Source organism: Lonsdalea britannica, assembly GCF_946477055.1.
Taxonomy (GTDB): domain Bacteria; phylum Pseudomonadota; class Gammaproteobacteria; order Enterobacterales; family Enterobacteriaceae; genus Lonsdalea; species Lonsdalea britannica_A.
In genome coordinates this window covers 30590-42269 of record NZ_CAMKXG010000004.1, presented here as the reverse complement: position 1 = coordinate 42269, position 11680 = coordinate 30590, and the positions used below count along the sequence as shown (strand labels likewise).

General features: G+C 56.9%; 13 protein-coding genes. 5 read left to right on the top strand and 8 right to left on the bottom strand.

Going from position 1 to position 11680, the window contains the following annotated elements; all coding sequences use genetic code 11:
• Positions 1–57: 57 nt before the first annotated feature.
• Positions 58–1173, bottom strand: a complete 1116-nt coding sequence (zapE, locus tag Q7O77_RS00925; protein WP_304162486.1) for a cell division protein ZapE — start codon at positions 1171–1173, stop codon at positions 58–60.
• A gap of 222 nt (positions 1174–1395) precedes the next feature.
• On the opposite strand from zapE, the gene zapG reads away from it, so the two are divergent.
• The 3 genes from zapG to degS all read left to right on the top strand — a co-directional run bounded on the left by zapG (position 1396) and on the right by degS (position 4502).
• Positions 1396–1800: a Z-ring associated protein ZapG gene (gene zapG / locus Q7O77_RS00920; RefSeq protein WP_304162483.1), complete on the top strand. Its 405-nt coding sequence runs from the start codon at positions 1396–1398 to the stop codon at positions 1798–1800.
• Positions 1801–1994: 194 nt separating this feature from the next.
• Positions 1995–3362: a serine endoprotease DegQ gene (gene degQ / locus Q7O77_RS00915; RefSeq protein ID WP_304162480.1), complete on the top strand. Its 1368-nt coding sequence runs from the start codon at positions 1995–1997 to the stop codon at positions 3360–3362.
• Positions 3363–3449: 87 nt separating this feature from the next.
• Positions 3450–4502, top strand: coding sequence for an outer membrane-stress sensor serine endopeptidase DegS (gene degS, locus Q7O77_RS00910; protein ID WP_304162479.1), 1053 nt, complete (start codon positions 3450–3452; stop codon positions 4500–4502).
• An 87-nt stretch (positions 4503–4589) separates the two neighbouring features.
• On the opposite strand, the gene murA is transcribed toward degS, so the two are convergent.
• From murA to mlaF, 7 genes are all read right to left on the bottom strand, one after another.
• Entirely contained in the window at positions 4590–5852 is a 1263-nt protein-coding gene (murA, locus tag Q7O77_RS00905; protein ID WP_304162476.1) for a UDP-N-acetylglucosamine 1-carboxyvinyltransferase, read from the bottom strand.
• A 43-nt stretch (positions 5853–5895) separates the two neighbouring features.
• Positions 5896–6150: a BolA family iron metabolism protein IbaG gene (gene ibaG, locus Q7O77_RS00900; RefSeq protein ID WP_026740703.1), complete on the bottom strand. Its 255-nt coding sequence runs from the start codon at positions 6148–6150 to the stop codon at positions 5896–5898.
• 131 nt (positions 6151–6281) lie between these two features.
• Entirely contained in the window at positions 6282–6584 is a 303-nt protein-coding gene (gene mlaB, locus Q7O77_RS00895; protein ID WP_304162469.1) for a lipid asymmetry maintenance protein MlaB, read from the bottom strand.
• Positions 6577–7212, bottom strand: coding sequence for a phospholipid-binding protein MlaC (gene mlaC, locus Q7O77_RS00890; RefSeq protein ID WP_304162466.1), 636 nt, complete (start codon positions 7210–7212; stop codon positions 6577–6579). The genes mlaB and mlaC overlap by 8 nt, the downstream gene beginning before the upstream one ends.
• Before the next feature lie 12 nt (positions 7213–7224).
• Positions 7225–7776, bottom strand: a complete 552-nt coding sequence (mlaD, locus tag Q7O77_RS00885) for an outer membrane lipid asymmetry maintenance protein MlaD (RefSeq protein ID WP_304162464.1) — start codon at positions 7774–7776, stop codon at positions 7225–7227.
• A gap of 3 nt (positions 7777–7779) precedes the next feature.
• Positions 7780–8562 (bottom strand): lipid asymmetry maintenance ABC transporter permease subunit MlaE, encoded by a 783-nt coding sequence (gene mlaE, locus Q7O77_RS00880; RefSeq protein WP_304162462.1) that lies wholly within the window; start codon positions 8560–8562, stop codon positions 7780–7782.
• A 7-nt stretch (positions 8563–8569) separates the two neighbouring features.
• Positions 8570–9382 (bottom strand): phospholipid ABC transporter ATP-binding protein MlaF, encoded by an 813-nt coding sequence (mlaF, locus tag Q7O77_RS00875; RefSeq protein WP_304162491.1) that lies wholly within the window; start codon positions 9380–9382, stop codon positions 8570–8572.
• Between the two features lie 277 nt (positions 9383–9659).
• On the opposite strand from mlaF, the gene Q7O77_RS00870 reads away from it, so the two are divergent.
• Positions 9660–10622, top strand: a complete 963-nt coding sequence (locus Q7O77_RS00870; RefSeq protein ID WP_304162460.1) for a calcium/sodium antiporter — start codon at positions 9660–9662, stop codon at positions 10620–10622.
• Between the two features lie 32 nt (positions 10623–10654).
• Positions 10655–11641, top strand: a complete 987-nt coding sequence (gene kdsD, locus Q7O77_RS00865; RefSeq protein ID WP_304162458.1) for an arabinose-5-phosphate isomerase KdsD — start codon at positions 10655–10657, stop codon at positions 11639–11641.
• Positions 11642–11680: the final 39 nt, after the last annotated feature.

Here is an 11680-nt window from a genome sequence, read left to right as displayed (position 1 = left end):
CGCCATCAAAAATCGACCTTTTTTCTACCACATTGATAGAAAAGGCAGCAGCGCCGCTTACGACAGATGGGGTAATTGCAAATAGTCTTCGCTTTGCATCTCCTGCAGCCGGGACAGGCAGCGGCGGTACTCGAACACCAGACGAGTGCCCTGATAAAGCTCAGACATCGGCACCTGCGCCGATATAACCAGCTTCACCCGGCGTTCGTAAAATTCATCGACCAGCGCGAGGAAACGCCGCGCGACATCCTCCTCCGCTTCGCCCATGACCGTGACGTGATGTAGCAACACGCAGTGATAGCGCTGGGACAAGGCGATGTAATCGTTCTGGCTACGCGCATCGGCGCACAGCGTGGCGAAACTGACCGCCAGTACGCCATTGCGGCTGCCGAGCACTGGCATCGCGCGATGGTTTATCTCCAGCGTTTCGGCGTCGGGCGCATGTCCAGACAGATCAATGAACATTTGTCGCATCGCATCATCGGCATGCGCATCCAACGGAGAAAAATACAGATGAGCCTGCCGGAGCGTTCGCTGTCGATAATCAATGCCCGCATCCACATTCACCACGGCACAGTGCTGTTTAATCAGCTCGATAGCCGGTAAAAAACGCGAGCGCTGCAGGCCATTACGATACAGCTCGTCCGGCGGAATATTGGACGTGGCCACCAGCGTTATTCCTCGCGCAAACAACGCGCCGAGCAGCTCGGCCAGCAGCATGGCGTCGGTAATATCGGAGACGAAAAATTCATCGAAGCACAGCACATCGGTCTGCGCTTTAAATTCATCCGCCACCTGCTCCAGAGGGTTTTCCTGTCCCTGCAGGCGATTGAGAGCGTCATGCACTCGCAGCATAAAACGGTGGAAATGCAGACGCAGTTTGCGGTCACCCGGCAGGCTCTGGAAAAACATATCCATCAGCCAGGTTTTACCCCGCCCCACGCCGCCCCACAGATAGAGTCCTTCGACCGGCGCCTGCGCTGGCGGCTTTTTCCTGCCGAGACGCTGAAGCCAGCTTCGCGGCTCGTGGGCCGTCGACGCCTGCTGACGCGCCGTCAACGCACGGTGAATATCCTCAAGCCGCAGCACCGTTTCGTGTTGCACCTCATCCGGCTGGTAATCCTGCGTCGCTAAAGCCTGCTGGTAAAGCGTTATCGGCGTCATATTCTGCATTGCGGCCAGATCCCTTATAAAAGGAGATAATCGGTCTTTTGTCGTTGAAGAACCTCAGTTTAGCGTCTAAATCATAGCAGTTAACGCTTCAACGACCGCTCACCTTCGCCAACTGCTTTATTACATCCTGTTTCAGGACTCCACTCTGGCAAGCTTAGCGGTTATAGTGACTATTATTGAGTGAAAAATACGACGGAACAACGAAGTCAAATAGGAGTCATTATGACCTGGGAGTACGCGCTGATTGGACTTGTTATCGGTGTCATCATCGGTGCGGTAGCGATGCGCTTCGGCAATCGCAAACTGCGCCAGCAGCAGGTACTGCAACATGAGCTGGAGAAAAGCAAAGCCGATCTGGAGCAATATCGTCAGGAGCTTGTGAGCCATTTCGCCCGTAGCGCTGAGCTGCTGGATAATATGGCGGACGACTACCGCAAGCTGTATCAGCATATGGCTAAAAGCTCGAACGACCTGCTGCCAGAAGGGCAGTCACGCGAAAATCCGTTCAACTATCGTCTGACGGAAGCCGAATCAGACAACGATCAGGTGCCGGTGAAGATGCCGCCGCGTGATTACTCGGAAAGCGCCTCCGGGCTGCTGCGCGGCGAAACGCCGCTGCGTAAATAAGTCCACTCATTCCCTACGCGCGGGGCACGCCTTGCCCCGCCCTTCTCTTCCGCAGCGCTGGCTGCTCCTTACATTTCGCGCATAAAACAGCAGTGAACTTTACACGGGAATAGTCGGTCTGACTCTTCACCATAAGATTGAGTTTATATATCATCATTTTACTACTACGCAGGTCGAGAGAGAGTTAACAATCAATGAAAAAGACATCGATGTTATTCAGCGCACTAGCCATTAGTATCGGACTGTCCCTATCTTCGCTGCCTGTCGCCCAAGCCGCTCTGCCTGCGGCAGTCGCCGGTCAATCGCTGCCGAGCCTGGCCCCCATGCTGGAAAAAGTGCTGCCCGCCGTGGTCAGCGTCCATGTGGAAGGCACTCAGGTTCAGAATCAGCGCATCCCGGAAGAATTTAAGTTCTTTTTTGGTCCCAACGCGCCGGCTGAAAAACAGAGCCGTCCGTTTGAGGGCCTTGGCTCCGGCGTCATCATTGATGCCGCCAAGGGTTACGTGCTGACCAATAACCACGTCATCAACAACGCCGACAAAATTCGCGTGCAGCTGAACGACGGTCGTGAATACGATGCCAAACTGATAGGTCGCGACGTGCAGACGGACATCGCCCTGCTGCAGTTGAACGACGCGAAAAACCTGACCGCCGTGAAAATGGCGGATTCCGATCAGCTTCGCGTCGGCGACTTCGCCGTTGCCGTCGGCAACCCCTTCGGTCTAGGCCAAACCGCGACGTCCGGCATCATCTCCGCGCTGGGTCGCAGCGGGCTGAATCTGGAAGGGCTGGAAAACTTCATTCAAACCGATGCCTCCATTAACCGCGGCAACTCCGGCGGCGCGCTGGTCAACCTGAACGGCGAGCTGATCGGGATTAACACCGCGATTCTGGCCCCCGGCGGCGGCAATATCGGCATCGGTTTCGCTATTCCCAGCAACATGGCGCAGAACCTGACGCAGCAGCTGCTGGAATTCGGAGAAGTCAAACGTGGACTGTTAGGCATTAAAGGCAGCGAAATGACCTCTGAAATGGCTAAAGCCTTCAAGGTCGACGCACAGCGCGGCGCTTTCGTCAGCGAAGTTTTGCCGAAATCGGCGGCGGCTAAAGCCGGTATCAAGGCAGGCGATGTTCTGGTCTCTCTGGACGGCAAAACAATCAACAGCTTTGCCGAGCTGCGTGCCAAAGTGGGCACTACAGCACCGGGGAAAACCGTGAAAATCGGCCTGATTCGCGATGGTAAACAGCAAGAAGTTGCGGTTGTTCTGGATAACAGCGCTAACGCATCCACCAACGCGGAAACGCTGTCTCCTGGCCTGCAGGGCGCCACGCTGTCCGACGGTCAGTTGAAGAACGGCACCAAAGGCGTAGCTATCGACAACATCGCCAAAGACAGTGCTGCCGGTAAAATTGGTCTGCAGAAAGGCGACATCATCATCGGCGTTAACCGTGAGCGCGTGGAAAATATCGCCCAGCTCCGCAAGATACTCGAAGCCAAGCCGACCGTGCTGGCGCTGAATATCATCCGCGGAGACGAATCGATTTATCTGCTGTTACGCTAATCCCGCTAAAAACTGGACGCCGCGCCGTGCGGCGTCCTACCATCTTTGTTATTCTGCGATTTATTCTTCTTCAAGTCCCAAACGCTCATGTTAACCAAACTGATACGCTCAGCACTGATTGGTGTCGTCGTGGCCGCGATCCTGTTATTGGCCCTTCCCGCACTGCGCTCCAGCAGCATGCTGCTGAAAGAGGAGGTGTCGACGCAGGATCAAGCCCCCGTCAGCTATTACCAAGGGGTTCGCCGCGCCGCGCCCGCGGTCGTCAACGTCTATAATCGGGCTGGCGGCAAAGATGAGCTCAACGTCCGCACGCTGGGCTCGGGCGTTATCATGAATAACAAGGGCTATATTCTTACCAACAAACACGTCATCACCGACGCCGAACAAATCGTCGTCACCCTGCAGGACGGCCGTCTGTATGAGGCGCTGCTGGTCGGCTCGGATACGCTGACCGACCTGGCCGTGCTTAAAATCGAAGCCACCGGCCTGCCGGCAATCGCTATCAACGATCACCGCACCGCGCACGTCGGCGACGTCGTGATGGCGATTGGCAACCCCTACAACCTGGGGCAGACCATCACGCAGGGCATCATCAGCGCCACAGGGCGAGTCGGACTCAGCTCATCAGGCCGTCAGAATTTCCTCCAGACCGACGCCTCCATTAACCGGGGTAACTCCGGCGGCGCGCTGGTCAATACGCTGGGAGAACTGGTCGGCATCAATACCCTGTCTTTCGATAAGAGCAACGATGGCGGTACCCCGGAAGGGATCGGCTTTGCGATTCCCGTCGCGCTGGCGACCAAAGTGATGGGGAAGCTCATTCGCGACGGTCGGGTCATCCGTGGTTATATAGGTATCAACGGCGCTCAGATTGAACGGGTCGGCAACAAGAATGCCGGGCTGGAACGCTTGCAAGGCATCATCGTCAGCAAGGTCGAACAGGATGGACCGGCGGATAAAGCGGGTATCAAGGAAGACGATCTGCTGTTGAAGGTCAACAACAAGCCAGCGCGGTCGGTTATAGAAACGATGGATCAGGTGGCGGAATTGCGGCCCGGCACGGTAATTCCCGTTGTCATTTTCCGCGACAACAAAGAGCTGACGCTCGATGTGACCATTCAGGAATTCCCGGCGAACTAACGCGTAATATTAATTTTTGCCGGTCGCAGAACGAGAAACGGGACGACAGCCTTAGGCCATCGTCCCGTTTTTTATGGCGGGGGAAACTTACTCCGCGCCAGCGATACGTTCGATATTCGCGCCAAGACCACGCAGTTTATCTTCGATGCGCTCATAGCCGCGATCGATGTGATAAATGCGGTCCACCAGCGTTGCGCCTTCCGCAATGCAGCCCGCCAGCACCAGACTGGCTGACGCCCGCAGATCGGTTGCCATGACCTGTGCGCCTGACAGATTTTCCACGCCGTGGCAGATGACGGTATTGCTCTCAATCTCCGCCTGCGCGCCCATGCGGATCAGCTCAGGAATATGCATGAAGCGGTTTTCGAAGATGGTTTCCGTGATCACGCCCGTGCCTTCCGCCACCAGATTCAGCAGGCTGAACTGCGCCTGCATATCGGTGGGGAATCCCGGATGCGGTGCGGTGCGGAACGTTACGGCTTTAGGACGCTCGCCATGCATATCCAGACTGATCCAGTCTTCGCCGATTTCGATATCGGCACCGGCTTCGCGCAGCTTGGCCAGTACCGCATCCAGCGTATCCGGACGCGTGCTGTGGCATACGACCTTACCGCGGGAAATCGCCCCGGCGACCAGGAAGGTGCCGGTTTCGATGCGGTCAGGCAGCACGCGATAAACGCCGCCGCCCAAGCGAGCGACGCCGTCGATCACGATACGGTCACTGCCCGCGCCGCTGATTTTGGCGCCCAGCGTATTCAAAAAGTGGGCCGTATCGACAATTTCCGGCTCACGGGCCGCATTTTCAATAATCGTCTGACCTTCCGCCAGCGTAGCCGCACTCATGATCGTCACCGTCGCACCCACGCTGACTTTATCCATGACGATATGCGCACCCTGCAAACGCCCGTCAACGTGGGCCTTTACGTACCCTTCTTCCAGGGTAATCTTCGCGCCCAGCTGTTCCAGACCGTTGATATGCAGGTCGACCGGACGCGCGCCGATGGCGCATCCGCCCGGCAGGGAAACCTGTCCCTGACCAAAGCGAGCGACCAACGGTCCTAACGCCCAGATGGACGCACGCATCGTTTTCACCAGCTCGTAAGGCGCGCAAAACACGTTGACTCCGCTAGCGTCGACATGGACGGAACCGTTACGTTCCACACGAGCGCCGAGTTGGCTTAGCAGCTTCATCGTGGTGTCGATGTCCCGCAGTTTCGGGACATTCTGTATTTCTACCGGTTCTTCAGCCAGCAGCGCGGCAAACAGGATAGGCAAGGCCGCATTTTTAGCCCCGGAGATAGTGACTTCACCAGAGAGCCGGGTCGGCCCCTGCACACGAAATTTATCCATAGTGACGATTTCTCAATAATTCAGTTCAATGGCGCCGCGCTATTTAAAAGCCGCTGAGCTTGCGATCGCGCTGCCACTCTTCAGGGGTATAAGCCTTGATTGACAGGGCGTGAATACGGTTGTCCGCGATATATTCCATCAGCGGCGCATAGACCGTCTGCTGCTGCTTAACGCGGCTCATGCCGGCAAAGAGATCGCCGACAACAATCACCTGAAAATGGCTTCCATCGCCGGATGCATGAACTTCCTGAAGTGCCAATGCGCTCATCAGCACGGATTCGATTTCTTTATTTTCCATCGCTCTCGATTCTACGTCTGGGGGGATGATAAACAGGGGGTATCTTAGAGGAATCCGCCGCTATCTTAAACAAAAGAAATCCCCCGTGGCGCAAAAGACAACGGGGGACGAAGGGCCAGAAACGCCGTGCATTAGCGGGTCAATTGCACCGGAATGACGTCGTTCAGGTTATACAGATCGATCAACGTTCTTAGCCGATCGCTCACGCCGATAATCCGCAGGTCGCGGCCCTTTTGCGTCTGCTCATGGTAAAAATGCACCAGCAGGGCCAGACCGGCGGAATCCACACGCTGCAGCTGGCTAACATCCAATCCAACGGACTCCGCCAGTAACGTTTCACGCTGTTGCCAGAGCAGCAGCAACGTTTCACGGTCCAGGTCGCCTTTCAACGTTAGCGTGCCTTCCTGAGATTGCCAGCTTAGCGGCTCAGCCATTTTTCTGGTCCAGCGTAATCGGCTGCTGCGCCGACATTTGCAGCTGACGGGTCAGCCCGTCGACGCCCTGCTGACGCAGTATCGACGCCCATTCGTTCTGCTTGGTCGTAATCATGCTCACCCCTTCGGCGATCATGTCAAACGCCTGCCAATTGCCGGTCTGGCTGTTCTTGCGCCACTGGAAGTCGAGCCGCACCGGCGGACGGCCGCCGTTATCGATGATAGTCACGCGGATAGGCACGATGTTGGCATCGCCCAGCGGCTGCTGTGGCGCGATCTGGTAAGTCTGACCGTGATACAACGCCAGCGCCTGGCCGTAGGCCTGTTCCAGATAAGCGGAAAAGGCCTTGAAGTAGGCGTCGCGCTGAGCTGGCGTCGCGCCCTTGTAATATTGTCCCAGCACCAGCGCGCCCGCGTATTTCACCTGCACATAGGGCAACAGCTCTTCACGCACGATGCTGCGCAGATAATTGGGGTTCTGGCGGATACTCGGCTGTTCATTCTTCAGGCGATCGAAGGTCTTCTGCGCGGCGTCAGCCATCAGGCTGTATGGATTCGTCTGGTCGGCCGCCAGAGCGGCAGGGGCCATGACGATCAGCGCTGCCGCCATGAGTAAACGTTTCAACATGCAGGTATCCTCTTAAGAGTGTGGAGTCACGGGGGAATTCTGGGATTCCGGAGCGGCCGCTGGCGCGCTGCCGTTCTGCTCAGCATGGTCGTTGCTGCCGCCGCTCTTGTACAGGAACTGTCCAATCAGGTCTTCCAGCACCATCGCCGATTTGGTGTCTTGGATCGTGCCGCCGTCCTTCAGGATAGACGTTCCCATCTCGGGATCTTCGAAGCCCATATTCAGCGCCAGATACTGTTCACCCAGCAGGCCTGATGTGCGAATAGCCAGCGAACTGGTGTCCGGAATGCGGTCGTAACGCTTATCGATCTCCATCGTAACCCGCGGCAGATACGTTTTCTGATCCAGGTCGATGCTGTCCACCCGACCAATCACGACACCGCCAATTTTCACCGGCGAACGCGCTTTCAGACCGCCGATATTATCGAATGTCGCCGTCAAACGGTACGTCTGCTGGTGCCCCAGCGTGCTCAAATCGGCCACTTTCAGACAGATAAAGATAATGGCGCCCAGCGCAATCAGCATAAACACGCCGACCCAGATTTCATGTTTCTTCGTTTGCATCACTTAGTTCCCAAACATCAGTGCCGTCAGCAAAAAATCCAATCCCAAAACCGCCAGCGATGAATGCACGACGGTACGCGTCGTTGCACGGCTAATCCCCTCTGACGTCGGGATCGCGTCATAACCGTTAAACAAAGCGATCCAGGTTACGGTAATCGCAAAGGCCACGCTTTTGAGCAGGCAGTTTACGATATCCAGCCGCCACTCGACGGCGCCTTGCAAGGCCGACCAGAAAAAGCCGCTATCGATGCCTTTCCAGTCCACGCCCACCAGCGAGCCGCCCCACACGCCCACGGCGACAAAAATCACCGTCAGCAGCGGCATGCTGATCACCCCGGCCCAGAAACGCGGCGCGACGACGCGACGCAACGGGTCGACCGCCATCATTTCCATGCTGGACAACTGCTCGGTGGCCTTCATCAGGCCGATTTCCGCAGTCAGCGCCGATCCGGCGCGACCCGCGAACAACAAAGCGGTCACCACCGGTCCCAGCTCACGCAGCAACGATAGCGCGACAATCATGCCGAGGCTGGCTTCCGCGCTGTAGGTCGTTAGCACCAGATACCCTTGCAGACCCAGCACCATACCGATAAAGAGACCGGACACCATGATAATCAACAGCGATTGTACGCCCACGCTGTACAGCTGGCGGCGCAGCAGCGGCCATTGTCTGGCGAGCTCCGGTTTTCCCACCAGCGCATTGAACAGCATGAGTCCCGCGCGTCCGAACGACGTGCAAACGTTAATGCCGACGCGTCCAAAAGATGCTAATGCCTGAAATAGCATGAATAAATTAACTCCCTGCTTCCAACAGCTCGCGTGTGTAATCTCCCGCCGGATAGCGGAAAGGCACCGGCCCGTCGGCAATACCGTCCAGGAACTGGCGGACACGCGGGTCGGCGTTCTGCTGCAGATCGTTCGGTGTGCCTTCGGCAATCACGCGCTGATCGGCAATGATGTAGGCATAGTCCGCGATGCTCAACACTTCGGGCACATCGTGCGAGACCACAATACAAGTGACACCGAGCGCGTGATTCAGTTCATCGATCAGTTTGACCAGCACGCCCATCGTAATCGGGTCCTGCCCCACAAACGGTTCGTCAAACATAATCAGCTGCGGGTCGAGCGCGATGGCTCGCGCCAGCGCCGCACGTCGCGCCATCCCGCCGGACAACTCGGACGGCATCAGAGAGGCCGCACCACGCAACCCTACCGCTTCGAGTTTCATCATCACAATGGTGTGCAACAATTCCGGCGGCAGTTGGCTGTGCTCGCGCAGCGGCCAGGCGACGTTATCGAACACGTTCAGGTCGGTAAACAGCGCGCCGGACTGGAACAACATGCTCATCTTTTTACGGGCTTCGTACAGGCCCGAACGGGAAAGCGCAGGAATGTTTTCGCCATCGAACCAGATTTCACCTTGGTCCGGCGGCAGCTGTCCGCCGATGAGGCGCAACAGCGTGGTTTTGCCTATACCGGACGGCCCCATGATGGCCGTCACTTTGCGTTTGGGAACGTTCAGAGAAATATCGGTGAAAATCTGCCGATTTCCCCGGCGAAAACTGAGCCCGCGAACTTCAACCAGGTTAGAGATTTCGGGATTCATCATGTGTTTCCTTTCCGACTGCGCGAGCGGCGCAGTCATCAGCATTAAGACCGTATGTTGAACCGTCCTTCCACGCCGGATGACGCATCGGGCATTCACTGTGACAAACGGCCATCACTAATTCGTGACCAAAGTTGCCATTGGTTTTACTTTTTCACAGTACACAGTCAAAATTAGCGCCAAAGATGAAAAATGACTTTCTTGTTCACTATTCGTCCAAAAAATACTGGTTTGTGCGCCAATAAACCGGTGATTATACCTGAATAAAGGACGCTGCATGCTTTTTGCGACAGTACTCTTGATTGTTGGTTTGATTCTGCTGGTTTATGGTGCCGACCGACTGGTTTACGGTGCCGCCGTGTTGGCCCGCTCCTTCGGCATTCCACCGATGGTGATCGGCATTACGATTGTCGGGCTTGGTACCTCGTTGCCGGAACTGATGGTTTCGGTCACCGCAGCGCTGAATCATCAGATAGATATGGCGGTGGGCAACGTACTCGGCTCCAACATCGCCAACATTCTGCTGATCCTCGGCAGCGCCACATTAATTCGCCCACTGACCTTCCATTCGGTTCTGGTGCGTCGGGAACTGCCGCTGATGTTGATCGTCACGGCGCTGTGCGGCGTCTTGCTGCACGATCATGACCTCAGCCGACTGGATGGTGTGATATTGCTGCTGGCGGCCGCGGTCTCGATCATACTGATACTGCGCATGGCCCGTACCGCCCAACATGCAGGCGTGGATAGCCTGACGCGCGAGCAGATGGATGAGCTGCCGCGCGATAATAACTCGACCGTCGCCTTACTGTGGCTGGTGCTGGGCGTCATTATTCTGCCCATGGCGACTCGCATCGTCGTGGACAACGCCACGGTGATCGCCCGCAGCTTCAATATTAGCGAATTAACCATCGGTCTGACGGTGCTGGCTATCGGCACCAGCCTGCCCGAACTCGCCACCGCGATCGTCGGCACGCTGAAGAAAGAAGACGACATCGCGCTGGGCAATCTGATCGGTTCCAATATTTTTAATATCGGCATTGTGCTGGGCGTGCCGGCGCTGCTTTCCCCCGGTTCGGTGAACCCACTGGCGTTCAGCCGCGACTACTGGGTGATGCTGGGAGCCAGCGTACTGCTGGCGGCACTGTGCCTACGCCAGAAACGGTGCATCGGTCAGGGCGCGGGCGCGCTATTGCTGTGCGCGTTTATCGCTTACCTCGCCGTGCTGTTCTTTTTTTCATAGCCGGGCCTTATCGGCAACGCAGGACGTTTTGAATGTCACACTTTGAGCTACCCTCCAATTTCGATTTCCAGAGCGCAGGGAAACAGGTTTTATCCATCGAGCGCGAAACGCTGGCTCAGTTGGATCAGTATATTGACGACAACTTCACCCGCGTCTGCGAGATGATTTTCCGCTGTGCGGGCAAAGTCGTCGTAATGGGCATGGGGAAATCCGGTCACATCGGCTGCAAGATCGCCGCGACCTTCGCCAGTACCGGCACGCCGTCCTTCTTCGTGCATCCCGGCGAGGCCAGCCACGGCGATCTGGGGATGATTACCGCGCAGGATATCGTAATCGCCATCTCCAACTCCGGCGAATCCCATGAGATTCTGGCCCTGATCCCCGTGCTCAAACGTCTGCACGTCCCGTTGATCTGCATGACCGGCAACCCGGAAAGCACCATGGGAAAGGCCGCCGACCACCATCTCTGCATTCATGTTTCGCAGGAAGCCTGCCCGCTGGGTCTGGCGCCCACCTCCAGCACAACTGCTACGCTGGTAATGGGCGACGCGATTGCGGTGGCGCTGCTGCAGGCTCGCGGATTTACCGCGGAAGATTTCGCCCTGTCTCATCCGGGCGGAGCACTTGGCCGCAAACTGTTATTGCGGGTGAACGATATCATGCACACCGGTGATGAAATCCCCAGCGTGCCCCGCGATGCCTCACTGCGCGATGCGCTGTTGGAGATCACCCGTAAGAACCTGGGAATGACCGCCATCTGCGCGCCCGACGGCACCATCGAAGGGATTTTCACCGATGGCGACCTGCGTCGCATTTTCGATCTGAATATCGATCTGAACAGCGCGCGCATCGTCGACGTCATGACGGGCGGCGGTATTCGCGTGACCTCGCAAATGCTGGCCGTAGACGCGCTGAACCTGATGCAGTCGCGACATGTAACGGCGCTGATGGTCGCCAAAGACGATCGTCTGGTCGGCGTTGTGCATATGCACGACATGCTGCGGGCAGGTGTGGTTTAATCCAGCCACCGCGTCACCTGGCGTTGACCCAACGACTTC